Annotated in this window: 23 protein-coding genes; 16 read left to right on the top strand and 7 right to left on the bottom strand. The window is 69.8% G+C overall.

Going from position 1 to position 26,204, the window contains the following annotated elements:
• Window positions 1-11: 11 nt before the first annotated feature.
• Window positions 12-2,948 (bottom strand): ATP-binding protein, encoded by a 2,937-nt coding sequence (locus tag ACQHIV_RS17115; RefSeq protein ID WP_427895444.1) that lies wholly within the window; start codon window positions 2,946-2,948, stop codon window positions 12-14.
• 65 nt (window positions 2,949-3,013) lie between these two features.
• Between ACQHIV_RS17115 and ACQHIV_RS17110 the strand changes: the two genes are divergently transcribed.
• The 4 genes from ACQHIV_RS17110 to dusB all read left to right on the top strand — a co-directional run bounded on the left by ACQHIV_RS17110 (window position 3,014) and on the right by dusB (window position 6,557).
• On the top strand, window positions 3,014-3,295 hold the full coding sequence (locus tag ACQHIV_RS17110; RefSeq protein ID WP_427895442.1) for an antibiotic biosynthesis monooxygenase family protein: 282 nt from the start codon (window positions 3,014-3,016) through the stop codon (window positions 3,293-3,295).
• An 82-nt stretch (window positions 3,296-3,377) separates the two neighbouring features.
• The gene (locus tag ACQHIV_RS17105; protein ID WP_427895441.1) at window positions 3,378-4,763 is read left to right on the top strand and encodes a glycine--tRNA ligase; all 1,386 of its coding nucleotides are present in this window, start codon (window positions 3,378-3,380) and stop codon (window positions 4,761-4,763) included.
• A gap of 2 nt (window positions 4,764-4,765) precedes the next feature.
• A complete protein-coding gene (locus tag ACQHIV_RS17100; RefSeq protein WP_427895439.1) occupies window positions 4,766-5,434 on the top strand; it encodes a hypothetical protein in 669 nt (222 codons plus the stop codon).
• Window position 5,435: 1 nt separating this feature from the next.
• Window positions 5,436-6,557 (top strand): tRNA dihydrouridine synthase DusB, encoded by a 1,122-nt coding sequence (dusB, locus tag ACQHIV_RS17095; protein WP_427895438.1) that lies wholly within the window; start codon window positions 5,436-5,438, stop codon window positions 6,555-6,557.
• A gap of 365 nt (window positions 6,558-6,922) precedes the next feature.
• Here dusB and ACQHIV_RS17090 read toward each other — a convergent pair whose 3' ends face one another.
• Genes ACQHIV_RS17090 through ACQHIV_RS17080 form a run of 3 tightly spaced genes read right to left on the bottom strand, consistent with a single transcriptional unit; the run spans window position 6,923 to window position 8,757 of the window.
• Window positions 6,923-7,408: an AAA family ATPase gene (locus ACQHIV_RS17090; RefSeq protein ID WP_427895436.1), complete on the bottom strand. Its 486-nt coding sequence runs from the start codon at window positions 7,406-7,408 to the stop codon at window positions 6,923-6,925.
• 33 nt (window positions 7,409-7,441) lie between these two features.
• Window positions 7,442-7,825, bottom strand: coding sequence for a PPOX class F420-dependent oxidoreductase (locus ACQHIV_RS17085; protein WP_427895434.1), 384 nt, complete (start codon window positions 7,823-7,825; stop codon window positions 7,442-7,444).
• Window positions 7,826-7,836: 11 nt separating this feature from the next.
• Entirely contained in the window at window positions 7,837-8,757 is a 921-nt protein-coding gene (locus ACQHIV_RS17080) for an NAD-dependent epimerase/dehydratase family protein (protein ID WP_427895432.1), read from the bottom strand.
• Window positions 8,758-8,896: 139 nt separating this feature from the next.
• On the opposite strand from ACQHIV_RS17080, the gene ACQHIV_RS17075 reads away from it, so the two are divergent.
• From ACQHIV_RS17075 to ligD, 9 genes are read left to right on the top strand one after another with little or no spacing between them, the layout of a single operon-like run.
• On the top strand, window positions 8,897-10,228 hold the full coding sequence (locus ACQHIV_RS17075; protein ID WP_427895430.1) for a hypothetical protein: 1,332 nt from the start codon (window positions 8,897-8,899) through the stop codon (window positions 10,226-10,228).
• A complete protein-coding gene (locus ACQHIV_RS17070; protein WP_427895428.1) occupies window positions 10,195-11,511 on the top strand; it encodes an extracellular solute-binding protein in 1,317 nt (438 codons plus the stop codon). The genes ACQHIV_RS17075 and ACQHIV_RS17070 overlap by 34 nt, the downstream gene beginning before the upstream one ends.
• On the top strand, window positions 11,508-12,419 hold the full coding sequence (locus tag ACQHIV_RS17065; RefSeq protein WP_427895427.1) for a carbohydrate ABC transporter permease: 912 nt from the start codon (window positions 11,508-11,510) through the stop codon (window positions 12,417-12,419). The genes ACQHIV_RS17070 and ACQHIV_RS17065 overlap by 4 nt, the downstream gene beginning before the upstream one ends.
• Window positions 12,416-13,297: a carbohydrate ABC transporter permease gene (locus ACQHIV_RS17060; RefSeq protein WP_427895425.1), complete on the top strand. Its 882-nt coding sequence runs from the start codon at window positions 12,416-12,418 to the stop codon at window positions 13,295-13,297. Before ACQHIV_RS17065 ends, ACQHIV_RS17060 begins: the two co-directional genes overlap by 4 nt.
• Window positions 13,298-13,303: 6 nt before the next feature.
• Window positions 13,304-14,395 carry an ABC transporter ATP-binding protein gene (locus ACQHIV_RS17055; RefSeq protein WP_427895424.1) on the top strand — a complete coding sequence of 364 codons (1,092 nt, stop codon included), beginning with the start codon at window positions 13,304-13,306 and terminating at the stop codon, window positions 14,393-14,395.
• A gap of 11 nt (window positions 14,396-14,406) precedes the next feature.
• A complete protein-coding gene (locus ACQHIV_RS17050; RefSeq protein WP_427895422.1) occupies window positions 14,407-15,333 on the top strand; it encodes an acetylxylan esterase in 927 nt (308 codons plus the stop codon).
• Between the two features lie 4 nt (window positions 15,334-15,337).
• The gene (locus ACQHIV_RS17045; RefSeq protein ID WP_427895420.1) at window positions 15,338-16,183 is read left to right on the top strand and encodes an acetylxylan esterase; all 846 of its coding nucleotides are present in this window, start codon (window positions 15,338-15,340) and stop codon (window positions 16,181-16,183) included.
• Window positions 16,180-17,244 (top strand): hypothetical protein, encoded by a 1,065-nt coding sequence (locus ACQHIV_RS17040; RefSeq protein WP_427895419.1) that lies wholly within the window; start codon window positions 16,180-16,182, stop codon window positions 17,242-17,244. Before ACQHIV_RS17045 ends, ACQHIV_RS17040 begins: the two co-directional genes overlap by 4 nt.
• A 9-nt stretch (window positions 17,245-17,253) precedes the next feature.
• The gene (gene ligD, locus ACQHIV_RS17035) at window positions 17,254-18,225 is read left to right on the top strand and encodes a non-homologous end-joining DNA ligase (protein WP_427895417.1); all 972 of its coding nucleotides are present in this window, start codon (window positions 17,254-17,256) and stop codon (window positions 18,223-18,225) included.
• A 60-nt stretch (window positions 18,226-18,285) separates the two neighbouring features.
• On the opposite strand, the gene ACQHIV_RS17030 is transcribed toward ligD, so the two are convergent.
• Together ACQHIV_RS17030 and ACQHIV_RS17025 are read right to left on the bottom strand one after the other, a co-directional pair.
• On the bottom strand, window positions 18,286-21,567 hold the full coding sequence (locus ACQHIV_RS17030) for a hypothetical protein (protein WP_427895415.1): 3,282 nt from the start codon (window positions 21,565-21,567) through the stop codon (window positions 18,286-18,288).
• Between the two features lie 323 nt (window positions 21,568-21,890).
• Window positions 21,891-22,463 carry a TetR/AcrR family transcriptional regulator gene (locus ACQHIV_RS17025; protein ID WP_427895413.1) on the bottom strand — a complete coding sequence of 191 codons (573 nt, stop codon included), beginning with the start codon at window positions 22,461-22,463 and terminating at the stop codon, window positions 21,891-21,893.
• Between the two features lie 112 nt (window positions 22,464-22,575).
• On the opposite strand from ACQHIV_RS17025, the gene ACQHIV_RS17020 reads away from it, so the two are divergent.
• A complete protein-coding gene (locus ACQHIV_RS17020; protein ID WP_427895411.1) occupies window positions 22,576-23,505 on the top strand; it encodes an alpha/beta hydrolase in 930 nt (309 codons plus the stop codon).
• Here the strand turns inward: ACQHIV_RS17020 and mug are convergent.
• Window positions 23,498-23,998 carry a G/U mismatch-specific DNA glycosylase gene (gene mug / locus ACQHIV_RS17015; RefSeq protein ID WP_427895409.1) on the bottom strand — a complete coding sequence of 167 codons (501 nt, stop codon included), beginning with the start codon at window positions 23,996-23,998 and terminating at the stop codon, window positions 23,498-23,500. The genes ACQHIV_RS17020 and mug overlap by 8 nt on opposite strands.
• Window positions 23,999-24,168: 170 nt before the next feature.
• Here mug and ACQHIV_RS17010 point away from each other — a divergent pair, with 170 nt between their 5' ends.
• Together ACQHIV_RS17010 and ACQHIV_RS17005 are read left to right on the top strand one after the other, a co-directional pair.
• A complete protein-coding gene (locus ACQHIV_RS17010) occupies window positions 24,169-24,894 on the top strand; it encodes a Clp protease N-terminal domain-containing protein (RefSeq protein WP_427895407.1) in 726 nt (241 codons plus the stop codon).
• Between the two features lie 9 nt (window positions 24,895-24,903).
• Window positions 24,904-26,181, top strand: coding sequence for a serine hydrolase domain-containing protein (locus tag ACQHIV_RS17005; RefSeq protein WP_427895405.1), 1,278 nt, complete (start codon window positions 24,904-24,906; stop codon window positions 26,179-26,181).
• The last annotated feature ends 23 nt before the right edge of the window (window positions 26,182-26,204 follow it).

Here is a 26,204-nt window from a genome sequence, read left to right as displayed (position 1 = left end):
GCTGTCACCCCTCAGGCGCCAGGTGCCGGCTGGCAGTGCCAGGTGACGTCGTCCTCCGGCTCGTACACGCACTGGCGGCCGGTCCGGACCGACGCCCGCAGATGCCGGCCGAGCGCCGGATGCACCCGCTCGATCGCCTTCACCGCAACGCCGATCCGCATCGAGACGGCCTTCCGGCTGCGCTCCACCGGATCGCCTGCGGACCGCGCCCGCCCGCCGAGCCCGAGCGCACCGGCCAGCTCCCGCGCCAAGAAGTCCCGCTCGTCCCGGAGCCGCTCCGCCCGGGCCAGGTCGCTCGTCTCGGCCAGCTCCTCCTCCAAGTCGAGCAACCGTTGCCGGTACGCGGTCCGCGCCTGCTGATCGAGCACCGGCCCCAGATCGGCGCCCTGCACCCGTCCCGGACCGGACAGATCGAGAACACTCACCGGACTCCGCGGCCGGACCAGCAACGCGGCCAGATCGCGAATCCCTTTGGAATCAGGCACGTGCGCGCTCACACCGCGCCACGTCACCTCCCAGCTCGCCCCCAAACACCGCAGCTCGCCCACCTCGCCCACCGCACGAACAGGTGGTACGCCGACCTCGGCCAGCGCCTTCTCCGTCTCGGCCGCGAGCGTTTCCGCCCCGGCTGTGCGATGCGCCTCGAGCGCGTCCTCCAACAGCCGCCGCGCCTCCGGCCTGCCGAGCTGCGCCGCCAATCGCCCGAGGAACAACGACACAGTCCCCAGGCAGGCCCCGCCGACCCCGTCGATCACCCACAGCTCGGAGTACGGCGTGAGCGCGTCGTACACGAGCCGCGCCGCCTCCGGCTCGCCGAGCACCCGGGCCGCCTCGCCGAGGAACGCCAGCGACTCCAGCCACTCGGCGTCCCGGGGGATCGCGTCCAGCCCGTCGCGTGCCCGGCGCCGCACGATGCCCCGGGCCACCTCGGTCGCACCGGCCCGGGCGAAGTAGTACGCCGACGGGCCGTCGACCATCGGATTGTCGGCAAAAGGACCCATGACCGTCTCGACGTACGTGCGCAACTCCTCGACCACACCGGTGAGGTCGGCGTGCGCGGCGCGCAGTGCGAACACCATCAGCCGCGCGTTCGGGCTGTCCGCCTCGTCGGCGAGCTGCGTGGCCTGGGCGACGCAACTCGCGGCCGTCTCCAGCCGGCCGGACATCAACGCCCGCATGCCGTGCCAGATCGGCACCAGCCAGCTGTACAACGGAAGCCGCAACGGCAGTACGGCGCGGGCGTAGGCGGCGATCTGTACGTCGGCCTCGGTGAAGCGGCCCTGTTCGAGCAGCGCGACCACCAGCAGCCGCCGGGCCAGCAGCACCAATGCCAGGTCCCCGGTCGCGATCGCCAGCATCCGTTCGGCCGCGGCGATCCGTTCGGCGACGTGGTCCGGCCCGGAGCACACGTCACACCAGGCGGCCAACGCGGCGACCTCCGCCCGGGCATCACCGGCGGCCCGGGCCAGTCGGACGGCCTCGTCGGCCAGCTGCCGTGGGCCGTCCCCGCGATCCGCCGGGATCCGCGCCAGTGCGAGCCGCGCCACGGCCGCGGCCTTCAACGCATCGTCCGGCAACAGCGGTACGACCCGCTCCAGCAAGGCGGTCTGCTGCTCGTCGCCGAGATCCACCTCGAACCCGCCGACCCCGCCGCCCATCGCCAGGACGGCCCTCGCCACCAGTTCGGGATCGTCCGTCGACCGCGCCACCGCCCGCAGTGTCTCCCGCCCGGCCGCGAGCTCGCCGGTCAGCACCTGCGCCGCGCCCAGCTCCAGCCGGACGGCGGGATCGTCCAGGTCCGCCCACCGGTAGAACCGAACCGCCTGCTCGTACCCGGACTGCCGCTGCGCCTCCCGCGCCGCCGCCAGCGCGAACTCCCGCGACCGCTCGACCGCGCCCGCCGCCCGGCAGTGCGCGGCAACCTGCCCGGCGTCGTTCCGATCGGCCAGCAACTCGGCGGCCCGCAGGTGCAGCGCCGACCGCTGATGTACGCCGAGCCCCGCGTACACCACCTCCCGCACCAGCGAGTGCGCGAACCGGACCCGCTCCACGTCCACCTCGGCCAACCGCGCCGCAACGGCATCACCCAGGACGACGAGCAGGTCCGCGCGGGACCGGTCGACGACCGCCGCGAGCAGGTCGAGCTCCACGTCCTCACCCAGTACGGCGGCCGCCGCGAGTACGTCGTACGTGTGCTGCTCGAGGCGGGCGAGCCGCCGTTCGAGGACCTGGCGTACGCCGACCGGCGTCTCCGTGGACGTCGTACCGCGGGCCGCGTGCCAGCGGGCGAGCTCCTGGACGAAGAACGGGTTGCCGCCGGTGCGGGCGTGCACTGCGTCGGCGTAGGCGGAGTCCGCGCTCCCCAGCACCTGGGCGACCAGTTCAGCCGTCGCGGTGCGGTCCAGCCCGGCGAGCGGCAGCCGTACGAACGACGGCGGCAGCGCCCGGAGCGCCTCGGCGGCCGGCTCCGGTACGTCGACCGCGTTGTCACGGCTGGTGACGAGGAGGAGACACCGCAGCTCGGGGAGCAGGCCGACGACGAAGCGGAGCAGCGCGAGCGCGGACCCGTCGGCGAGGTGGACGTCCTCGATCACGATCACGGCCGGCTGCTCGGTGGTCGCCGCGCCGAGCCGATCGGCCACGGCGGCGTACATGCTGGTCCGCGCCAGGACGGTGTCCGCTTCGGTCGGCGCGATCGGCAGGTCCAGCGCGCGGAACGCCTGCCGCCACGGCCAGTACGGCAGGGTCTCGGTCTCCGGGCAGCGGCCCCAGGCGACGGCGTACCCGCGACCGCGCGCGACGTCCGCAAGCGCCGCGGCGAGGGTCGACTTCCCGATCCCGGCGTCACCGATCAGGAGCGCGCCCTGGCCGCGGCCGCGCTCGACCTCGTCCAGCAGGCCGGTCAGGGTGCTGAGCTCCCGGGTCCGGCCGACCACACGCTCGGGCATACCGACACTGTGCGGCGGCGGCCGCCGCCGCGGAAGATCTGATCGCTTACCGTAAGGTGACCCGGGTGTTCGTGGTGATCAGGTTCCGGGTGGGGGAGTCCGAGCAGGCCGGGTTCGGAGAGCGGTTGCAGGCCGCCGTCGACGTGCTCGCGCGGCAGAAGGGGTTCGTCGCGGCCCGCACCGGGCGGAACGTGGACGACCCGGAGTTGCTGGCGCTCACCCTCGAGTTCGAGAACGTCGGGAGCTACCGGCGGGCGTTGTCGCCGTACGACGTGAAGCTCACCGCGGTGCCGCTGCTGTCGCAGGCGATCGACGAGCCGACGGCGTACGAAGATCTGTTGATGTAGCACGGATTCGATACGCGGCGCTCAGGACCGATAGCCTGGTTGCTTCCGTAGATCTGTCAGTACCCCGTTCTGGAGTTCAAAAGTGCCCGTGGAAACCGTCGATGCCGTCGTCAGCCTCAGCAAGCGGAGAGGCTTCGTGTACCCGTGCGGCGAGATCTACGGCGGTACCAAGTCGGCCTGGGACTACGGGCCGCTCGGCGTCGAGCTGAAGAACAACGTCCGCGCCCAGTGGTGGCGGACCATGGTCACCGGCCGCGACGACATCGTCGGCCTGGACTCCTCGGTGATCCTGCCGACCCAGGTCTGGGAGGCGTCCGGGCACCTGTCCGAGTTCGTCGACCCGCTGACCGAGTGCCAGTCCTGCCACAAGCGGTTCCGCGACGACCACCTCCGCGAGGACTACGCGCGGCGGAAGAACAAGGACGCCGACGAGGTCAAGCTCGCCGAGATCGCCTGCCCGAACTGCGGCAACAAGGGCACCTTCACCGAGCCGCGGATGTTCAACGGCCTGCTGAAGACCTACCTCGGCCCGGTCGAGTCCTCCGAGGGCCTGCACTACCTGCGCCCGGAGACCGCGCAGGGCATCTTCGTCAACTTCGCGAACGTGATGGGCACCGCGCGGAAGAAGCCGCCGTTCGGCATCGCCCAGGTCGGCAAGAGCTTCCGGAACGAGATCACCCCCGGCAACTTCATCTTCCGGACCCGCGAGTTCGAGCAGATGGAGATGGAGTTCTTCGTCGAGCCCGGCTCCGACGAGGACTGGCACGAGTACTGGCTGAAGGCCCGCTGGGACTGGTACACCGGCCTCGGGCTGAACCCGGACAACATGCGCTTCTACGAGCACCCGAAGGAGAAGCTCAGCCACTACTCGAAGCGCACCGTCGACATCGAGTACCGGTTCAACTTCGGCGGCAAGGAGTTCGACGAGCTCGAGGGCATCGCGAACCGCACCGACTTCGACCTCACCACGCACTCCAAGCACTCCGGCGCCGACCTGTCGTACTTCGACCAGGAGAAGGGCGAGCGCTGGACGCCGTACGTGATCGAGCCCGCGGCCGGGCTGACCCGGAACGTGCTCGCGTTCCTGCTCGACGCGTACACCGAGGACGAGGCGCCGAACGCCAAGGGCGGCGTCGACAAGCGCACCGTGCTGCGGTTCGACCCGCGGCTCGCGCCGGTCAAGGCCGCCGTACTGCCGCTGTCGCGGAACGCCGACCTGTCGCCGAAGGCCCGCGACCTGGCCGCCGAGCTGCGGAAGAACTGGAACGTCGACTTCGACGACGCCGGCGCCATCGGCCGCCGGTACCGCCGGCAGGACGAGATCGGTACGCCGTACTGCATCACCGTCGACTTCGACACCCTCGAGGACCAGGCGGTGACGATCCGGGAACGCGACTCGATGAAGCAGGAGCGGGTCGCCCTCACCGAGGTCACCGGGTACCTCGCCCAGCACCTGGTGGGTTGCTGAGCATGAAGGTCGCACGGGGGCTACTGGCGGTGCTCGCCGTACTGGCACTGGCGTCGTGCTCGGACAGCAAGAAGGACGCCGGCGGCGCACCGTCGACTGCTCCTTCGGCTCCTTCCGCTACGCCGACCGTTGCCGAGTCCTCGTCGATTCCGACCGCGTCGACGCCCTCGCTGACCCCGCTGCCGACGCCTTCGAAGCCCTGGCCGACGCCGACCGTCACCGGTGCGCCGGCCGACGACGCGCCGCTGGCCGAGCGGATCACCTTCGCGATCGCGAAGAAGACGCAGATCGCGGCCGGCAAGGCCGCGCCGACCACCGTGAAGTGCCCCGGCATCGACAAGGTCGAGACCGCCGGGCAGCACAGCCTCGACTGCACCGTGACGTACGCCGGGAAGCCGTTCACCGGGACGCTGACCGTGGACGCGAAGCAGTACAGCGCGTCGTACAAGTTCACGTCCTCGAAGATCGCGATCGCCCGGGCCAAGGTCGTGGACGCTGTGCTCCGGACCGCGCCCGGCGCGTCCAAGGTGACCTGCGACATGGACGAGACCGGCATCGTCGTCCACGACGGACCTGGGGTCGGGTGCGACGTGACGACCACCGCGAACGCCGTCCAGCCGTACCAGGCGTCGATCACCGGCGACGGCGACGTCGTCGTGAAGAAGGCGTGACGTGCTGAAGCTGGGCAACCTCACGATCGACACGCCGGTGGTGCTGGCGCCGATGGCCGGCATCACCAACGCGGCGTACCGGCGGCTGTGCGCGGAGCAGGGCGCCGGGCTGTACGTGTGCGAGATGATCACGTCGCGCGGGATCGTCGAGGGGGACCAGAAGTCGCTCGACATGCTCACGTTCGCCGAGAGCGAGACTGTGCGGTCGGTGCAGTTGTACGGCGTGGACCCGGTCTACATCGGGCGGGCGGTGCAGATCCTCTGTGACTCCTACGGGGTCGCGCATGTCGACCTGAACTTCGGGTGCCCGGTGCCGAAGGTGACCCGCAAGGGCGGCGGCGCGGCGCTGCCCTGGAAGCGGAACCTGCTCGGCGCGATCCTGCGGTCCGCGGTCCACGCGGCGACGCCGTACGGCGTACCGGTGACGATGAAGACCCGGATCGGGATCGACGCCACGCACCAGACGTATCTGGACGCCGGGCGGATCGCCGAGGAGTCGGGCGCGGCGGCGATCGGGTTGCACGGGCGTACGGCGGCGCAGGCGTACTCGGGTCAGGCAGACTGGTCGACGATCGCCGCGCTGGTTTCGCACGTGTCGATCCCCGTGCTCGGGAACGGCGACATCTGGGAAGCGGGCGACGCGCTGCGGATGGTCGCCGAGACCGGGTGCGCCGGGGTGATCGTCGGGCGCGGGTGCCTCGGGCGGCCGTGGCTGTTCCGCGACCTGGCGGCGGCGTTCGCCGGGGACGAGGTACTGGAGCTGCCGACGCTCGGCGAGGTCGCCACGGTGATGCGGCGCCACGGCGAACTGCTCGCCGAACTGATGGGGGAGCAGCGCGGCCTGCGCGACTTCCGCAAACACGTCTCGTGGTACCTGAAAGGCTTCCCCGCCGGCGGCGAACTCCGCGCCGCCCTCGGCATGGTCGACACCCTCGCCACCCTCGACACCCTCCTCTCCCAACTGGACCCCACCGTCCCCTTCCCCGTCGCCGAACTAGGCGCCCCCCGAGGCCGCCAGGGCAGCCCCCGAGACCACATAACCCTCCCCGAAGGCTGGCTCAACGACACCGACGGCCTAACCACCGACCTAACCGAAGCCGAACTAGGCATCTCCGGCGGCTGAACCACCGCACGAAAGGACACCGCTCCGCGGCGGCAGTCCTTTGGCCGCCTCCGGCGGCGCGCTACCGCCCCACCCGCGACGCACCTACGCGGGCGTGCCGCTCCACCTTCTCCAGGTCCGCGGAGGAAAGGACACCACCTCCGGCCGCGACGATCCATCGGCCGCCTCCGGCGGCGTGCTGCCGGCCCGCCCGTGAAGCGCCCGCGTGCGCGCCCGGGTGTGATGGGACGAGCGGACACCGCCTCCGGCGGGGCGGCTCCTAGGTTCCGGCAGGGGTGTGTTGTACCGAAGGACGGGTAGTGGTTGGGGTTTCGGGGGGTGGTGCCGCCTGGGGGTGGGGGCGGGTGGTGGGGAGTTGGTGGGTACTACCCGTTCTTCGGTACGTGGTTCCGCAGTTGGTTGGGGGAGAGGGCGCCTTCGTCTGGCTCGGGGGGTTCGAAGGTGGAGAGGTGGTGGTTGAGGACGGTGTCGGTGATGTCTCGGCGGTGGGGTGAGAGGCGGTTGTGGTCGCGGCGGGCTCGGACTGTCGCCTCGTCGGCCTCGACGTACACCAGCTTGAACTCGACCCCGGCCTCAGCAGCCAACGCCCGCCACCCGTCGCGCAGGAAGCGCGGTGAGCTCGTGTCGTCGACCACCACCGTCGCCCCGGCGGACAACAGCTCCCGCACCTCGGCCTGCGCCACCTGATGCGTCCGGACCCACTCCTCGACGGGGATCCCGTCGCCGCCCCACAGGCCGCGTCGCTCGTTGATCTCGTCGAGGCTCACGATCCGCGCCGGCAACCGCCGGGCCAAGTCCCGCGCAACCGTGCTCTTCCCCGAGAACGAGGTCCCGCACAACAAAACCAGCACCCCCGCATCCAACCACCAAAGGCCGGCTGATCCTCAGCCCATACCGACCTTCTGGTGGTCGGGTTCCACCACGAGGACGACTCTTTCCTGGTCGCGCGGGTACTCGAGGTCGATGTACTTCGCGACCAGCCGGTCGATGATCTCCCAGGCCGGGTCGCCCTCGATCCAGTCCACGACCCGCCCGCGGATGGTGACCGGCTCGAACGGGTTGGAGACCGGGACGATCGACAGCGCGAGGCGCGGGTCGCGGCGCAGGTTGCGGGCTTTGCGCATCCCCGGCCCGGTGAAGAACACGACGTGGTCGCCGTGCGCGCCGACGTACACCGGTGTGTTGTGCGGTGATCCGTCCGGCAGCAGGGTGGCGAGGTGACCGTACGACGCGGTCTCGAGGACGGCGCGGACAGCGGGTTCGAGCATGGCGTACTCCTTCAGCGGTTGTTGTCCGCGCGCCAGGCGGCGTAGTCCGCGACGGCGGCGGCGATGTCGTAGCCGGGCGTGAACCCGGTGTCCCGGGTGAGCCGGGAGATGTCGAGGTACGGGTCCTGACCCGGACCGAGCCGGCGGCCGGGGAGCAGGCTGAGCGGCAGGTCCGGGCGGAGCTGCCGCACGGCCTCGACGAACTCGCGGTTCGTGACAGGGCGCCCGCTGGACACGTTGTAGACGGTGTGCGGCAGGCTCTCCGCAACGGTGAGCAGCGCGATCGCCCGGCCCGCGTCGGGCCCGTAGCAGCAGTCGCCGCCGTCGTCGGCGTACAGGGCCGGCGGCGTCTCCCCGCGGAGTACGGCGCTGATGTACGGCGGCATCGGGTTGAACGGCGACTCCGGGTCCATCAACGGTCCCCAGGTACTACCGATGCGCAGCAGGACCGGTTGTACGCCGGTGTCCTGGAGGCTGTGCGTGGTGAGCGGTTCGACGGCCTTCTTGAACGCGATGATCAGCAGCGGCAGGTCCGCGGTCGGCAGCGCCAGGTCCTCGTGCCAGGGGATCTCCGGCCGGCCGATGTAGTTGCCGATGCTGCTGGCGACGGCGAACCGCCGGACCCGCCAGGCGCGGGCGGCGTCGAGCGCGTTGAGCAGGCCGGCCAGGTCGGTCCGGAAGTACGCGACCGGGTCGTCGCCGGGAATGCTGCCGGCCAGATGCACGACGTCGGTGAACTCGTACTGCTTGCCGAGGGCAAGAAACGCGTCCCGGTCGGTGACGTCGAGGGACTCCACCGTGACCCTGCCCTCGAGGAACGAGGGTACGTCGGCGGCGCGGTGCGAGGTGACCACGACGTCGTGGCCGAGGTCGGTGAGTGCGCGAGCGGTGTGGGCGCCGATCATCCCGAGGCCCCCGGTTACCAGAATCATGCCGCCGACCCTAGGAACCGGCCGCCGCCCACGTCTTGAACAAATCCCGCAAACCCTTGACCCGCGGGGCGATCCGGGAGAACTTAGACGGCAATGCATTTACGAGTCACTTCCGAACATAGTTCGTAAAGGAGTGCCCGTGGACATCGTGCTCGGCGTCGTCACGCACGTGACGCATCACGAGTTGTTCCACGACGCCGCGCGCACCCTGCGCGGTGTGGACCTGAAGTGGGTCAGCTACGACCACGAGGACGAGATCCGCGACCGGGTCGCCGAGTTCCTGAGCACGACGCACCTCGACGGCTTCCTGGCCGGCCCGGTCCCGTACACGGCGAGCCAGGAACTCCTCCCGCCGGGCCTTCCGGTCGGCGTGGTCCGGTCGTCGGCGCTCGACCTGACGCTCGCGCTCTACCGTGCGCAGGAACGCGGCTGGGGCCGTACGCCGGTCAGCATCGACACGTTCCCGGCCGAGGCGGTCGAGGCGGTGGCCACCGCGCTGGACCTCGACCAGGACCAGATCGACTGCTTGCCCTACGCACCGACCCAGACCGTCGACGAGATCGCGGCGTTCCACCGGGACGCCTTCGAACGGTTCGCCGGACGCAGCTACGTGATCAGCGTGCGGGCCGCCGTCCGTGAGCAGCTGGCCGGGCAGCTCCCGATCATCAGCGGGATGCCGGTACCGGCCACGATCCGGACCGAGCTGCACGAGCTCGCGCTGCGGATCGAGTCGGAGCGGGCCAGTGCGCAACGGTTCGCGGCCGGCGTGTTCCTGATCTCGGACGCGCCGGACGAGGAACGGGCCCGGATCGGGCTGATGAACCACCTGCACAACACCCCGGAGTTCGCCGGCGCCTGGATCGAGAACCGCGGGCGCCGCGGCGTGGTCGTGTTCGCCCACAAGGCGCTGTTCGAGCGGATCACCCGCAACTGGGTCGCCGTACCGGCGCTCGCCGAGGCCGCCGCGGCGCTCGGTGCGCGGATCTCGGCCGGGTTCGGGGTCGGCGTCTCGGCCCGGAACTGTGTGCTCCTCGCCGAGCAGGCCGCGGCGCGGGCCGAGCTCGCCGCGGAGCCGTGCGCCTACCTGTTCGAGGACAGCGGGGTCGTAATCGGCCCGATGGGGCCGGCCGGCGAGGCACTGCGGTACTCGTACCGGTCGCACGGCGACGACGTCGAACATCTCGCGAAGTACGTCGGTCTGAGCGCCGCCACCGTCTCCCGGCTGGCTGCGCTGGACCAGGAACTGCAAGGCCGCACGCTCTCGCCTGGGGAGCTTGCCGGTCATCTCGGAATCACGGACCAGAGCGGGCGCCGCCTGATCCGGACTCTCGACGCCGGCGGCCTGGTGAGCGTCGAGGGGACCGCCCAGCACCACCCCAAAGGACGCCCGACGCGTCTGTACCGACTGCGCATCGCCCAAGCGTTGGAGGCACAACCATGGAGCTCACCCGCCGCCACATCCTCAAGCTGACCGGTCTCGGACTGGTCCCGCCCACCCTCGCTGCCTGTTCCAAGAACTCCGGAAGCAGTTCAGGGGACGGCAGTGTGAAGTTCGAAGGCTGGGACTACGAGGCAGCCCTCGTCCAGCAGAACCTCGACCGGTTCACCAAGACCAGCAACATCAAGGTCGACTACACCCCGATCACGAGCGCGCAGTACGTCCAGAAGGTCGTCGCCGAGTTCACCGGCGGCGGCGGTCCGGACGCGCTCTACGTGTACGACGACTCGCTCGCGGCCTGGGTCGACGGCGACTACCTGCAGCCGCTCGACGGCCTGGCCGGTGTCGACGAGATCTACGACGCCATCTATCCCGGCAACGCGCAGGCGATGACGTACGGCGGGAAGCGGTACGGCCTGCCGTACTACACCGACGCCACCTGCCTGACGTACAACGCCGGGATCCTCGCCAAGGCAGGGATCTCGAAGCCGCCCGCGAGTCTCGAGGAACTCGAGGCACAGGCGCTGAAGATCAAGAACGCCGGCCTGCTGCAGTACCCGATCGGGCTGCCCGCGCAGCTGTCCGACACCTGGTGGTCGTGGGTGTGGGCGCTGGTGTTCGGCAGCGGCGGGAACCTGTTCGACGATCAGCAGAACCCCATCATGAACACCTCGGACACAGTGGTGAAGGACGTATTCGGCTGGCTGCAACAGGCCGCGACCAAGTCGAAGGTGATCGACCCGGCGTCGCTGCAGCTGCTGCCGGTGCCTGTCGACAACGCGATGAAGGCCAACCGGTACGCGTACACGATCGGCGCCCGGTACGCGAGCCGCGACTACAACGACCCGGCGAAGTCGAAGGCGGCCGGGAAGATCCGGATGGCGCTGGTGCCGAGCCTGGACGGCAAGGAGCACGCGACGGTCAGCAACACCCGGATGTACAGCCTGGCCAAGGACACCGAGGTCAAGGACAACGCGTTCAAGCTGCTCACGTACCTCGGCGGGTACGACGACCAGAAGCAGCCGTACACGGCGAAGTTCTGGTTCCTGCAGCGCGGGCTCGGGTTTGCCTACCAGAAGATGGTCGACGACCCGACGATCGTCGCGGCATTGCGCAAGTTCGCGGATCCGGCGATCTACGCACACCTGGCCGAGATCGCGAAGCCGCGCAACGTGCTCGGCGTGCCGTGGTACACCGAGTTCGAGACCGAGATGCACAAGGTCGTGCAGGGCGTGCTGAGCAACCAGACGCAGCCGTCGGCGGCGGTCGACTCGCTGGCGCAGACCGCCGGTACGCTCAAGAAGAAGTACTCGTGAGCGTGTTCGCGCTGGCCGAACGCCGCCCGCTGGGCGACACCGCCAAGGCCTGGGCGCTGAACGCCCCGGCCATCGCGGTGATCGCCCTGCTGGTCGCGTACCCGATCGCGTACTCGTTCTACGTCAGCCTGCAGAAGAACAACCTGAAACGCCCACGGGCCAAGCGATTCATCGGTTTCGACAACTACAAGTCGCTGCTCACCGACCACGCGTTCCTGTCGGCGTTGAAGGTGTCGGCGCTGTTCGTCCTGGTGGTGCTCGGGCTAACCGTCGTACTGGCGTTGATCCTGGCGCTGGTGCTCAACGAACGGTTCCACGGGCGCGGGCTGCTGCTCAGCCTCGCGTTGTTGCCCTGGGCAATGCCCGGGGTGGTGAACGGGCTGATGTGGCGGACGATCTTCGACGCGAAGACCGGCGCGCTGAACGGTCTGCTCCAGCAACTCGGCCTGATCGGCGACTACCACGCCTGGCTGACGTCGGGGACCGGCGCGTTCCTGTTCACGGCGCTGGCGCAGGTTTGGAACACGCTGCCGTTCCCGGTCATCATCCTGCTCGCGGGACTCTCGACGATCCCCTCGGAGCTGTACGACGCGGCGACGGTCGACCGCGCCGGCGCCTGGCGGCGGTTCACCCAGGTCACGGTGCCGTGGCTGCTGCATCCGCTGCTGATCGTGCTGATCCTGGAAACGATGAACGCGTTCCGCGCGTTCGACACGATCTACGTCCTGACCGGCGGCGGCCCCGGCGACGCGACCACGACGATCGCGCTGCTGGATGTCCAGACCGTCCTGACCTTCACCGACTTCGGCCTCGGCAGCGCGTACGCCTGGGTGATCACCGCGATCACGCTGCTGATCTCCGTCGGCTACATCGGCCTCCTGTACCGGAAGGGGAACTTCGAACTGTGAAGGCTCCGCTGAGGTACCGGATTCCGTGGAAGAAGATCGTTCTCTACGTGCTGGCAGTCGGGTTCGCGCTCTATCTCGTGCTGCCGTTCTACTGGATCGTCGCGATGAGTTTTATGCACGAGGTCGACGCGATCTCGGCGCCGCCGCACTGGATCCCGGTGCACCCGACGCTCGCCAACTACCTCGGCTTCGTCCGGCCCGACGCGGCGCAGCAGTTGGTCGGCGGGCGGGCGGTGTCGGAAACGCCGTACTCGTTGCGGAACAGCCTGGTCGTGGCGACCGCGACCGCCGTACTGAACCTCGCGCTGGCGACGTTCGCGGCGTACTCGTTCAGCAGGCTGAAGTTCCGCGGGAGCCAGGTGCTGCTGGTGCTCTACCTGCTGACGCGGATGGTGCCGGGGATCGCGATCATCATCCCGTTCTACCTGCTGATGCGCTCGTTCGGGCTGCTCGACACCTATCTGGCGCTGATCCTGTCGTACACGACGTTCGCGCTGCCGATCACGATCTGGATCCTGAAGGACTTCTTCCGGTCGGTGCCGCGCGAGCTCGAGGAGGCGGCGCGGGTCGACCGGTGCGGCTGGTTCCGGACGATGTGGACGGTGTTCCTGCCGGTGGCGGCGCCCGGGCTGGTCGCGGCCGCGGTGTTCGCGTTCATGACCGCGTGGAACGAGTTCATGTTCGCGCTGTTCCTGACCAGTACGAAGGCGGCGAAGACGATCCCGGTGGTGGCGGCGAACTTCGCCACCGACTTCAACACCCAGTTCACCGTGATGGCCGCGGCCGGTGTGCTCGCGGTCGTCCCACCCCTGGTGCTGGCCCTGCTCTTCCAGCGCAAGCTGGTGCAGGGCATGGCCGCCGGATCAGTGAAGGGCTGAGGCGAGATGGCCGAAGTACGTTTGGAAGGCGTCAGCAAGCGGTTTGCCGACAACCTGGTGGTCGACAATCTGAACCTGACCGTCGAGGACCAGGAGTTCCTCACGCTGGTCGGGCCGTCGGGTTGTGGGAAGTCGACCACCCTGCGGATGATCTGCGGGCTGGAGCGCGCGACCGAGGGCGACATCTTCTTCGACGGCAAGCCGGTCAGCTGTCTGCCGGCGAACAAGCGCGACGTGTCGATGGTGTTCCAGAGCTACGCGCTCTACCCGCACAAGACCGTCGGGCAGAACATCGGGTTCGCGCTGAAGATGATGCGGGTGCCCAAGGCAACGATCGCCGAGGCGGTACGGCGGGCCGCCCGGACGCTCGACATCGAGGACCTGCTGGACCGCAAGCCCCGCGAGCTGTCCGGCGGCCAGCGCCAGCGGGTGGCCCTCGGCCGGGCGATCGTCCGCGACGCCGGGGCGTACCTGCTGGACGAGCCGCTGTCGAACCTGGACGCCCAGCTCCGGGTGCTGATGCGCGCCGAGATCAAGCGCCTGCACGTCGACGTGGCGCGGACGTTCATCTACGTCACCCACGACCAGGTCGAGGCGATGACGATGTCGGACCGGATCGCGGTGCTGCGCGACGGCGTCATCCAGCAGTGCGCCACCCCCGAGGAGATCTACGAACGCCCCGCCAACCGCTTCGTCGCCTCGTTCATGGGCGCGCCCCCGATGAACTTCCTCACCGGCGAACTCGCCGACACGGACGGCACCCGAGTCTTCCGCTCACCGGCACTGAGCCAACCTCTCGCCCAACAGACCGATGCGGCCGAGCGAGCCGTGGTCCTCGGCATCCGGCCCGAAGACCTCACCTTGTCGACCACCCCGGTCCAGGGCAATCACCCCGCGAAGGTCTTCGTCTCCGAACCGCTCGGCCCCGACGTACTCGTCACCGTGAACCTCGAAGGCGAACTGCTCAAGGCCCGCGTCCCCACCCCGTTCCGTCTCGGCCACGACAGCACGGTGTACGTCGGCCTCAACCCGGACCGCCTGCACCTGTTCAACGCGGCCGACGGCACGGCCCTCCACGCTCCCCCGCGACCCCAGTGAAAGGAACGCTCTTGAGAGACCCTGAGAACGCGACCGTCGAGGTCGACCTCCCGGACGACTTCGACGCCTTCTGGGCAGCCGGCCTCGCGGACTGCGCGTCGTACCCGCTCGACCCGGTGCTGGCCGAGCGGCCTGACCTCTCCACCGACACGGTTGTTGTCAGCGATCTGCGTTTCACCAGCTACGGCGGACTCCGGATCGCCGGCTGGTACGCCGTACCGCGCGACCGGCCCGGCCCGCTGCCGGGGCTGGTCACGATCCCCGGGTACATCTCGGAGCCGACCGTCCCGAAGGAATGGGCCGAGCTCGGCTACGCCACGCTCGCGATCGCCCCGCGCGGCAAGCTCCGCTCGAACGACGTGTTCAACCCGGGATACCCGGGTCTGCTGACGCACAACATCGTCGACCCGAACACGTACGGGTACCGCGGCTTCTACCTCGACGTGGTCCGCGCGGTCGAAGTACTGCTGGATCGTCCTGAGGTCGACGATCGGCGGATCGGTCTCCAGGGGTCCAGCCAGGGCGGCGGGCTCGGGATCTCCACGGCCGCGCTGATGCCCGGCGTGATCCGCTGCGTCGCGGCCGGTGCGCCGTACCTCTGCGGGATCATGACGGCGCCGACGCTGACCCGGTCCTATCCGTACGAGGAGATCAACGAGTACCTGCGGATCCACCCGAAGGACGTGGACCGCGTGCGGGAGACGGTCGCGTACTACGACGGGCTGAACTTCGCGCCGAAGGTGCAGGCGCCGACCTTGCTGTACCTCGGGCTCGAGGACGACGTCTGCCCGCCGGAGACCGGGTTCGCGCTGCACCGGGCGCTGACGTGTGAGAAGACCTTGCACACGTACCCGCACTGCGCGCACCACGCCGGCCTGCCGAACGTGATGCGGATCGTGGAGGACTTCCTTGCCGAGCACCTCACCCCTGGACGGTGACCTGATGACCTTCGATGCCTACTGGGCCGCGGTCGACGACGAGCTTGCGGCGATCCCCGGCCGTCCGGTACTGGACCTCGTACCGGCGCGAACCACCGACGAGGCGACGTTCTACGCGCTGCGGATCACCAGCACGGGGCCGTACCGCGTGTACGGCAACCTCAGCATCCCGCGGGGCGACGGGCCGTTTCCGGGGCTGCTGATCACACCGCGGTACGGGAGCGTGAACAACATCCCGCATCCGAACGACCGGAGCCGGTACGTCGTACTCAGCCTGATGCACCGCGGTCAGCGGCTGGCCGACGAGGGGTTCGCGGCGGCGTACCCGGGACTGCTGACGATGGGGATCGACGATCCGTCCACGTACGTGTATCGCGGGATCGCGGCGGACTGTCTGCGGGCGGCCGAGTTCCTGCTGGGGCTGGCGGAGGTGGATCCTGCGCGGGTCGCGGTGAGCGGGGACGACCTGGCGGTGCTGACGGCGGCGCGGCGGCCTGGGTTCAGCTCGGTGCGGGTGACGGACCTGCTGTTCTACCGGGCGATGGAGGCGCGGTTGACGTCGTGTCTGTATCCGTTGGAAGAGCTGAACGATCATTTGAGGAGCGGATCGTCGGCAGCAGGACTGTCGACAACCCTCTCGTACTTCGACCCGGTGCGGCATGCTCCGGCGGTGGCTGGTCGGGCGTTGGTGTCCGTCGACGACGAGGACTGGTGCCGTTCGTTGGTGGAGGCGTTGCCGGAGCCGGAGGTCTACAAGGTCACGCACCTTGACGGGACGGACAACGACTTCCTCGACGCGTGGCTGGCGGGGCGGTCCGGCGTACCGGCGATGTCGAAGTTCGTCGCATGAATCCGCTGGGGGTGCGGCCCGTCATCAACGCCAATGCCACCGTCACCGTGCTGGGTGGGTCGCTGATGCCACCACCGGTGGTGCAGGCGATGGCCAGCGCGGCGGCACAGTTCGTCGACCTGCCCGAGTTGAACCAACGCGTCGGGGAGCGCCTCGCCGACCTGACCCACAACGAAGCCGGCTACGTAACCTCCGGCGCCGCCGCCGCGATCACCCTCACCGTCGCCGCCTGCATCACCACCGAATCCCAGGCCTTCCCAGTAGACGCTGAGGTGGTGATGTTTGCCAGTCAGCGGAATGGCTATGACTACTCGGCCCGATTGCTGGGGGTGCGGGTTGTCGAGGTGGGGGCGTCGGAGGAGGAGTTGCGGGAGGCGGTTGGGCGGGGACCGGCGTGTGTGTTGTGGTTCGCGGGAGCGCATTACGCGCGCGGAGCGCTGCCGATCGAGGACGTGGTGCGGGTTGCCGGGGAGTACGGCGTACCTGTGGTGGTCGATGCGGCCGCGCAGATCCCGCCGGTGGCGAGTCTGTGGCGGTTCACGCGGGACGCCGGGGCGGACGCGGTGATTGTCAGCGGTGGGAAAGGTCTGCGCGGACCGCAGGCCAGCGGTCTGGTGCTGGGGAAGCGGTGGCTGGTGGAGCGGGTGCGGGCGCATACGTCTCCGCTGCACGAGATCGGCCGTGGGATGAAGGTGGGCAAGGAGGAGTTGATGGGCCTGCTCGCCGCGGTCGAATGGACGCTGCAGCAGGACGAGGAGGAGCTGCTCGCCGGGTACGAGCGTGTCGTGGACGGCTGGATCGCCGGCCTTCAAGGGCTCCCGGGGGTAGTCGTGGAGCGTGGGTACCCGAGTGAGGCAGGTCAGCCGCACAGTCGCGCGGTGCTCCACCTCACCAGGGACCGCGACGAGTTGGTCCAGCAACTCTTCGACGGTGACCCACGAGTCTCCGTCGGCACGTACGGCCTCCCCGACGACGCCATCGCCCTCAACCCGCAAACCCTCCGACCGGGAGAAGACAAACTGGTCCTGGAAGCACTCCTGACGCTCCTCAAACCCGGTTAGGCTCGGGGGATGGCGAGCAAGCCGGACGAAGTGCGGGACGGGGTCGACCTGACCAACCTGGATCAGCCGCTGTTCGACGGAGCGGAGGCGACCAAGCGGGACCTGGTCGACTACCTGGACGCGGTGCACGGGCGGATCCTGCCGGAGCTGCGGGAGCGGCCGCTCTCGGTGGTGCGGATCCGCCCGGGGCAGCCGAAGTTCATGCAGAAGAACGTTCCGAAGTACACGCCTGAGTGGGTCAGGACCGTGCAGGTGTGGGCGGAGGCGTCCAAGCGGGAGGTGTCGTACGCGTTGTGCGACGACCGGCGGACGTTGCTGTGGTTCGCCAACCAGCGCGCGGTCGAGTACCACCCGACGCTGATGCGCGCCGACCGGTGGGACCGCGTGACGCATCTGGTGCTCGACCTCGACCCGCCGGAGGGCGAGACGTTCACGATGGCGGTCCGGGCGGCGCTGCTCGTCCGGCAGGCGCTCACCGACTCCGGGTTGTCCGGGGCGGTGAAGACGAGCGGTGCGAAAGGCGTGCACGTGATCGTGCCGATCGCCGGCACGGTGACGATCGAGGACGCCGCGGCGGCCACGCGGGCGATCGCGGCCCGCGCGGAGAAGCTCGATCCGGCGGTTGCGACCACGGCGTACATCAAGGAGGACCGGCACGGGAAGGTGTTCGTCGACTCGACCCGGTCGGGCGGGGCGACGATCGTGGCGGCGTACAGCCCGCGAGTGCGGTCAGGTACGACGGTGTCGTTCCCGGTGAGCTGGGACGAACTGGAGAACGTGTCGCCGCGGGACTTCACCGTCCGTACGGCGCCCGCGCTGCTCGGGGACCGCGACCCGTGGGCGGACGCGCTGCCGGCACCGCAGGAGATCCCCGAGGACGTACTCGTCGAAGGCCGCGCGATCCCGGTAGCCAGGGTCGCGGCCATGCACGAGGGCAAACGCCGCAAACGCGCCCGCGAAGCCGCCGAGAAGGAGAACTGACCAGAACACCCCCGCCCGGCGATCGCCTCCCCACGACGGAGCACCCGCCGGCACCGCGGGTTACTCCGTTGTGGTGACCAGGTCGAGGGCGGCGCGGCGGACGGCGGGAGCCGGGTTGTTGCGGAGGGCAATCAGTAGGGCGCGCCAGGCGGGCGGCCAGCCGGCTCGTGGGGCGGCGGTCGAGAGGAGGGCGTGGGCCAGCAGGCCGGATGCTGGATCGGGTGCCCGGATGAGGGATTCGGCCAGCGGGAGAAGGTCGGCCGGCGACCAGCTGGATTCGGTTGCTCGAAGACGAGCACGGAGCAGGTCCGCCGCGGCAGCAGCCGCCAGCACATCGTCCGCGACGGCTTCGTGGAGGGTGGGTACGGCGTCCGCTGGTGAGGGTGCTGCCACGAGCAGGAGTTGCAGGCGTGATGTGAGGTGGTCGGGTGTGGTGAGCTCGGCTGCGACCTGCGAGAGGTGACTCCGGGCGGAAGCCGAGCGATCCGCCAGCTGACCGACAAGCTGACCCACCAACCGGGTCAACCGCTGCCGAGCAGGGTGATCCCGATCCGCGGTGGCGTTCGGCAGCGCCGGATCCTCTTCGAGCCGAACCAGCAAACGGGCCGTCTCGACCAGCTCGGGCACACCGTCAGGCGGGTTGGACGCGACGATCGACACCAGCGCGGTGATCGCGTCCGACCACACGCGACTACGCAGCGACAGATCCGTGACGAAGTCGGCGCAAACGCCCGCGGCAGCAGGGCTGTACCGCGCCCACCCACGCAGCGCGAGGAGCGTCGGACCGACAACCTCCGGCTCCGACCGCGTCGTCACCGCGATCAGCAGGTCGGCGTACCGCGACCGGTAAGCCAGCGGTACGTCGTACGCCGACCGCGCTCCGAGCACCACCGCGGTCGCCGGTGAGTCATGCACCGCCTGCTCCAGCACGGCCCACGCGGGAGCGTCGTACAGCAAGTACTGCGACACGGTCCGAGCGATCGCCGCACGTACGTCCCGATGCGCCCCGGCCCACGTCTCCGTCAGCACCGCGCCCGCGCCCGGAGCCCGCAGCTCGCCCAGCAGCCGCACCGCCTCCTTCCGCGCCGTCACCTTCACGCCATCCCGCGACAGCACCGGCTGCAACAACCCAGGCAACAAACTCGGCCGTACAAATCGCGCCGCCCGACCCGCCGCGTACACGGCGACCCGCGCCCGATCGTCGCCCGCATGTGACAGCAACAACGGCAGCACTTGATCCGGCCGATCCGTCCACGCGAGTCCCGCCAGCGCAGCCTCCTGCAGCAGCACCTCGTCACTCGCCAAGAACTCGTCCACAGCAGACCGTGCCGTCGGCACCCGCCCGAGCGTCTTGACCGCCGCGGCCCGGTACCACTCAGGCATCCCACGATCGCGAGCAACGCCGACCAGCAACGACGCGTACCGTGCCTGCTGTCGCGGCAGCCACAACCGCAACGCGTAGTCCGGCACCTCCCACGACGGACTGTTCCGATCGAACCGCCGGATGCTGTCCGCCGCCTCGAACACCGGATCGAGCAGATCCGTCCGTACCTCGGTCACCAGCCACCACACCGGATGCCAGCGCGCCAACCGCACGTCCCGGCGGACAATCCGCTCCACCCGATCGGACCGGGTCGACGGCGCGTCCAGCCAGTACCGGCACGCCCGCTCGACCGTGTGCTCCTGGTTCGACCACACCGCCCGTTCGAGCACGTCCTGCAGATGATCCAGCGACCACGCCCGCCGCCCGAACGCCTCCGCCACCGCGAACGCGAGCGCGAACTCGTTCCGCCGGGCGGCCGCCTCGATCGCCGGCCGGAGTACGTCGTACACCGCGCCCTCGCGCCCGCGCGGGAGATTGTCGGCAATGCTGCCGAGCGCGATCTCGCCGATGTTCTCCGACAACCGCGCATGCGCCCGCAGGCCCCAGCCCAGCAGACCGGAGTCGTTGCCCAGGGCACCTTGTACGACGGTGCACTCGGCGATCCGCCCGAGCGCGCGCCGGGTCGCCCAGGAGGTGTCGCGTGCGTTCAACGCGTCCTCGAGCAACGTTTCGAGAGGTACCGTCAATGCCTCGGACAGCAACGTCGGCGAGACGTCCGCGACCGTGTGCAGTACGGCGAGCCGGACGAGGTCCTGCTCGTTCCGGACCCGGTCCGCGGTCCACGCCACCGCCGCCACGACCTGCTCAGCCCGCGTCGCCGACCGGATGATCGCCTGGTACACCGACGACCGCACTCCCGCGTCCGGATCCCGGAGTTCGTCCGACAGCATCGCCAGCGCATCGTCGTACGGAAGGTGAGCTGCCACCCGCCGCCGTCGCGCACCGTCCTCCGCGACCGCCGGCAGCGCCAGCATCCGTCGCGCTTGCTCGATCCGCACCGCATGCGGCAGCACCCGCAACAGATCCTCGCGAAGCTGCGCCTGGCCGAGGTCGACGTCCTTCGTCACCGCCTCGAACAGCCGTCCACGCCGGGCCGGAGCCAGCTCACGCAGTACGTCGGTCAGCTCCGGCCAGAGGATCCGCCCGAGCTCCACCAGTTCGTCGTCGGAGTACCGGTACAGCCTGCGTCGCAGGGCCGGGGTCAATGCTTTGTGTACGGCGCCCCGGCGGTCGGGCGCGAGCAGCAACGCCAGTACGCCGGCCGGATCCCGATCGGTGAGCGGTCCGATGACGTCGACGACCGCCGCCGGCAGGTCGTGTGGTGGCAGCGCCTCCATGATCAGCTCGACGTCGAGCACCGCGGCAACGCCGTACCCGACACCCCGCCACCACTCGTCGCGATCCTCGCCGGCCGGCAGGGTGTCACGCGCGTACGCGAGCACCTCCGACGGATGATGCCGGGCGAGCCGCCGCCAGTTGCCCGGCGTCACGCAGTACGCCAGCTCCGGCAGCAGCCGCGCCACGGTCGCGCCGTCCACCGCGTCGAGGAGACCGGTCGCCGCCACATCACCCCAGCGCGCGCGGTGCTCGTCGATCAGCCGTACGGCGAGATGCTCCCGCCGCTGCCGCCGTACCAGCGCGACGAGCTTGGTCCGGAGTGCCGCCGGTGCGTCGTCGTACAGGATCCGCAGGTCGTCGTCCGTCACCGGTACGCCACGACCGACCGCGGCGAGCGCCCGCGCCTGAACCGCCGGTTCGAGGTCCCGGAGCATCCGCGAGACGAACGCCGCGTCGCGGGTGACCTCGGCGATCTGCAGACCGAGAACGCGCTCGAACGCACCACCGCGCGCCAACTCACCGAGCACCCCGCCAAGCTCCGCCGCCCGGTCCGCAACCAGTCGCACCCGCTGCCCGTACGACAGCCCGTCGACCACCCGCAGCAACTCCGCCAAACCCATAACCCCATCCTGCCGAACAACAGTGCCACCCACCCACGACTCCACCACGCCACTCCCTGCCGTCTCCCGCGCCGACCCGGCGGGTCACCTCGCCGAGCCACCTGCGTACGCCAGCCGCCAAGTCGCCCGCCAGGTTGGTCGCCGGGGTGAACTGCCGGGGTCAGGTACCGGGGTGGGTCGCTGGTCAGGTGTCTGGGGCGAGCTGCCGGGCCGGCTCGCGGGGGAGGCGCGGGTGAACTGCTGGGGTCGGCTCGTGGGGGCGGGTTCCTTGGGGTCGGGGTGTGGGGACAGTTGGTGGGTCGGCTGCGGGGGTAGTTGCGGGGTCAGCTGGGGAGGGAGGCGTCCAGGATCATCGTTGCGGCTTCGCGGGCGCGGACGGCGGGGGTGGGGGTGCCGGAGATGGCGGAGCGGGTGATGGCGCCCTCGCTGAGGAGGATGAGGTGGTCGGCGAGGGCTTCGGGGTCGTGGGCGCCGGCCGTGGTGGCCAGGGCGGCCAGGGCGCGGCGGAAGCCTTCCTTGTGTTCGAGGGCCAGTTCGGCGACCCGCGGCGACACGGTCCCCAGCTCGCCGAACGAGTTGATGAACGCGCACCCCCGGTAGTCCCGCTGCTGGAACCACTCGTACAGGAAGTCGAACACCGCGAGCAGCCGCGACCGCGGGTCGGTGGCCGCGTCGACGTGCTCGGCGAGCATCGACTTCCAGAGTGCGTCCCGGCGGTCCAGGTACGCCTCGATCAGCGTCTCCTTCGACGGGAACAGCTGGTACAGCCGCTTCAGCGAGACCCCGGACGCGGCCCGGATCGCGTCCATCCCGACCGCCTGTACGCCGCGCTCGTAGAACAGCGCGTCGGCCGCGTCCAGCACCTGCCGCTGCGCCGTCGCCGTGTCCAGCACCATCTGTCCGACCTCCCGGGTGACCCGCACCACCTTGCGCGGAGAACCAACGTTCTCCTACAGTAGCAAACGGCACCGGAGAACGACCGTTCTCACAGCCCAATGGGAGGAAGAAATGACACTGCTCGAGCCCGCCGCCCAGGCCTTCGCCGACGCCACCGCGAAGCCGCCGTTCCTGTTCCAGCTGTCCCCGGAGGAGGGCCGCAAGGCCGTCGACGAGGTGCAGACCACCGACTACCCGAAGCTCCCGGTCGACGAGGAGTGGGTGACCGCCGCGGACGGCACCAGGGCGCGGATCGTGAAGCCGCAGGGCGCGACCGGCGTACTGCCGGTGATCCTGTACATCCACGGCGCGGGCTGGGTGTTCGGCAACGCGCACACCCACGACCGGCTGGTCCGCGAGCTCGCCGTCGGCGCGGGCGCCGCGGTGGTGTTCCCGGAGTACGACCTCTCGCCCGAGGTCCGGTACCCGCACGCGCTCGAGCAGAACTACGCGGTCGCCCGCTGGATCATTGCCTCAGGCAAGGACCACGGGATGGACGCGGAGCGGCTGGCGATCGCGGGCGACTCGGTCGGCGGGAACATGACGGCCGCGGTCACGCTGCTCGCGAAGGAGCGCGGCGACGTGAAGTTCGTCCAGCAGGTGTTGTTCTACCCGGTCACGGACGCGTCGTTCGACACGGCGTCGTACAAGGAGTTCGCCGAAGGGTACTTCCTGCAGCTCGACGGGATGAAGTGGTTCTGGGACCAGTACACCACCGACGAGAACGAGCGGAACCAGATCACCGCGTCACCGCTGCGCGCGACGACCGAGCAGCTGCAGGGCCTCCCGCCGGCGCTGGTCATCACCGGTCAGGCCGACGTACTGCGGGACGAGGGCGAGGCGTACGCCGCCAAGCTCCTGGAGGCCGGCGTACCGACGACCGCGGTGCGGTTCGCGGCGATCATCCACGACTTCGTGATGCTGGACGCGCTCCGCGACACCTACGCAGCGAACGCCGCGATCGAGCTGGCGATCTCGACGCTGCGCAAGGCGCTCAACTGACCTGAGCCAGCTCCGCGAACGCCGCGGTGAGCTTGGGTAACGTGTAGTGGGCATTCAGGCCACTCGGGTTCGGCAGCACCCAGACGCGGGTCGTGCCGATGGTCCGGTCCTGCTTGCCCACCGCCGCCGTACGTTCGCCGAAGGCGTCCCGGTACGCCGTGACCCCGAGCACGGCGAGCCATTCCGGCCGTACGTCGAGCACCTTCCGCACCAGGTTCTCCCCGCCGGCGACGAACTCCGCACGGGACAACTCGGCGGCCTTCGCGGACGGGCGGTCGACCACGTTCGTGATGCCGAGCCGATAGGTCAGCAACTCCTGCTGCTCGGCGGGTTTCAGCTGCCGCGGGGTGAACCCACTCAAGTGCAACGCCGGCCAGAACCGATTCCCCGGCCGCGCGAAGTGATGGCCGGTCTCGGCCGACATCAACCCCGGGTTGATCCCACAGAACAGCACCCTCAGTCCGCTGTCGATGACGTCCGGAATGCCTTGCACGGGGGAGACGGTACCTAACGACAGGAGGTGTCCCTCTCGGCCGCCACCGCTCACGCCTGACTGGACTGCCGGTGCGCCCGAAACGACGGACACCTCCTGTCGTTAGGTACCCCACCCCGGATGTCAACCTAGGGTTGACGGGCGATGTCTGTCAACCTAGGGTTGACGACATGACTCCTGGACCGGATCTGCAGCAGCTCATCAACACGATCAAGGCCGACGCCGGCAGCGAGGACGAGCTTCAGCAGCTCGCCGCCGCTGCCGCGACGGTCAGCGAACTGACGGCGACCAGCGACCAGGCACTCGGTTTCTTCGTGGACCGGGCGCGCGGTGCGGGGAAGTCCTGGGTGGAGATCAGCGCCGTCCTCGGCGTCACCAAACAAGCCGCCCACAAACGCTTCGCCGACTCCTGGACCGCCCGGCCCGCGCTCAACCGGTACACCAAGCGGACGAAGTCCGTGGTCGAGGCCGCGAAGGACGTCGCGCGCGGCCGGAACAACCCGTTCATCGGCACCGAGCACCTGCTGCTGGCCTTCTTCACCCAGCCCGACGCGCTGGCGACGAAGGTTCTGCTCGCGCACGACATCACGGAGGAGTCCGTGCGAGCCGCCGTGGACGCGAAGAGCCCGGCGGGTTCACCCGCCGACGCGGAGTCCGCCGAGCGGGCGCTCGACGCGGAGAACCCGCCGTACACCCGCCGGACCGCGCACGTTCTGCAAGGTGCGGTGGGCGAGGCGCTGACGCTCGGGCATAACTACGTCGGCACCGAGCACCTACTGCTCGCGTTCTATCGGGACTCGCTCGGGGTCGCCACCGAGATCCTTCTCGACCAGGGCCTGGACGAGAAGGCGGCGTGGGCCGGGATCCGTGTCCTACTGGAGGAACTCACCAAGTAGGTTTGCCGCATGGCTGACTGGGCTGGGCGGTTGGACGAGTTGGCGGTGGCGGCGGACGTCACCGGGGCGGTGCTCGGGATCTGGCACGACGGGGAGACGACGATCGTGCCGTACGGCGTCCTGAACGCCACGACCGGTGTGCGGACCACCGCCGAATCGCTGTTCCAGCTCGGTTCGATCAGCAAGCCGTGGACCGCGTCGATGATCGTCCAGCTCGCCGCCGAGGACCGCCTCGACCTGGATAACCCGATCGTCAAACTGTTGCCGGAGGCACCGGTCGACGCGCGGATCACGGTCCGCCAGCTGCTCACCCACACGAGCGGCATCGACGGCGACCTGTTCACCGACACCGGCCGCGGCGACGACTGCCTGCAGCGGTACGTCGAGCTGCTCGCGGACGTCGACCAGCTCTTCGAACCCGGTACGGCGTACTCGTACTGCAACGCCGGCTTCGTCCTGCTCGGTCGCCTGATCGAGGTACTCGACGACCGCACCTGGGACGCATCCCTCAAGGCCCGCCTGGTCGAGCCGCTCGGCCTGGCCCACACCGTGACGCTCCCCGAGGAGGCGATCCTGCACAACGCCGCGGTCGGCCACCTCGCCGCCGACGGCTCCCGCGTGAAGACCTGGCAGCTGCCACGCAGCATCGGCCCGGCGGGCACGATCACGTCGACCGCCGGAGACCTGCTCGAGTTCGCCAAGCTGCACCTGACCGACGCGCGGTACGCCGTGATGCAGGAGCCGCAGGTACCGTTCGCGGCCGGGATCGGCGGGTTCGTCGATCTCGGCCTGACCTGGCGGATCTTCGACTGGGGCGGACGCCGGCTGTTCGGGCACGACGGTACGACGATCTCGCAGCTCGCGTTCCTCCGGATCGACCCGGAGGCGCGGCTGATCATGTGCCTGCTGACGAACTCCGGCAACGGCACCCGCCTGTTCGAGCCGCTCGCGTCCGAGGTGTTCACGGAGTACGCCGGGGTCGCGCACCCGGAGGCGCCGCAGCCGATCGACGGACCGGTGGACGACCGGCACGTCGGCCGGTACGAGCGCGCCGGGGTCCGGGTCGACGTGGACCGGCGGGGCGACGAACTGGTGCTGACCTACCAGGCGACGGGGGACCGGCTGGCGTTCGCCGAGGACCCGGTGCACGAGTACGAACTGCGGCCGACGGAGCCTGCTGACGGCAACCATTTCGTCACCCGCGAGGCGCCCGGGCACCCGTGGGTACCGATCACCTTCACTCCGACGCACGTCTTCACCGCGGGACGAGTGACGCCCAGGCGGTGAGATAAACCTCCCACCTGTTGGGA

The sequence above is a fragment of the Kribbella polygonati genome (assembly GCF_050320105.1).
Taxonomy (GTDB): Bacteria; Actinomycetota; Actinomycetes; order Propionibacteriales; family Kribbellaceae; genus Kribbella.
The sequence above is the reverse complement of the archived record's forward strand: the minus strand, read 5'-3'. Positions and strand labels throughout refer to the sequence as shown.

What these genes read in the sequence shown, in the direction of transcription:
- ACQHIV_RS17040 (WP_427895419.1), top strand. Translation starts at nt 16,180, where the DNA reads ATGAATCCGCTGGGGGTGCGGCCCGTCATCAACGCCAATGCCACCGTC.
- ACQHIV_RS17025 (WP_427895413.1), bottom strand. Translation starts at nt 22,463, where the DNA reads ATGGTGCTGGACACGGCGACGGCGCAGCGGCAGGTGCTGGACGCGGCC.
- ACQHIV_RS17045 (WP_427895420.1), top strand. Translation starts at nt 15,338, where the DNA reads ATGACCTTCGATGCCTACTGGGCCGCGGTCGACGACGAGCTTGCGGCG.
- ACQHIV_RS17020 (WP_427895411.1), top strand. Translation starts at nt 22,576, where the DNA reads ATGACACTGCTCGAGCCCGCCGCCCAGGCCTTCGCCGACGCCACCGCG.
- ACQHIV_RS17115 (WP_427895444.1), bottom strand. Translation starts at nt 2,948, where the DNA reads ATGCCCGAGCGTGTGGTCGGCCGGACCCGGGAGCTCAGCACCCTGACC.
- ACQHIV_RS17100 (WP_427895439.1), top strand. Translation starts at nt 4,766, where the DNA reads ATGAAGGTCGCACGGGGGCTACTGGCGGTGCTCGCCGTACTGGCACTG.
- ACQHIV_RS17070 (WP_427895428.1), top strand. Translation starts at nt 10,195, where the DNA reads ATGGAGCTCACCCGCCGCCACATCCTCAAGCTGACCGGTCTCGGACTG.
- ACQHIV_RS17010 (WP_427895407.1), top strand. Translation starts at nt 24,169, where the DNA reads ATGACTCCTGGACCGGATCTGCAGCAGCTCATCAACACGATCAAGGCC.
- ACQHIV_RS17030 (WP_427895415.1), bottom strand. Translation starts at nt 21,567, where the DNA reads ATGGGTTTGGCGGAGTTGCTGCGGGTGGTCGACGGGCTGTCGTACGGG.
- ACQHIV_RS17080 (WP_427895432.1), bottom strand. Translation starts at nt 8,757, where the DNA reads ATGATTCTGGTAACCGGGGGCCTCGGGATGATCGGCGCCCACACCGCT.
- ACQHIV_RS17055 (WP_427895424.1), top strand. Translation starts at nt 13,304, where the DNA reads ATGGCCGAAGTACGTTTGGAAGGCGTCAGCAAGCGGTTTGCCGACAAC.
- ACQHIV_RS17085 (WP_427895434.1), bottom strand. Translation starts at nt 7,825, where the DNA reads ATGCTCGAACCCGCTGTCCGCGCCGTCCTCGAGACCGCGTCGTACGGT.
- ligD (WP_427895417.1), top strand. Translation starts at nt 17,254, where the DNA reads ATGGCGAGCAAGCCGGACGAAGTGCGGGACGGGGTCGACCTGACCAAC.
- ACQHIV_RS17005 (WP_427895405.1), top strand. Translation starts at nt 24,904, where the DNA reads ATGGCTGACTGGGCTGGGCGGTTGGACGAGTTGGCGGTGGCGGCGGAC.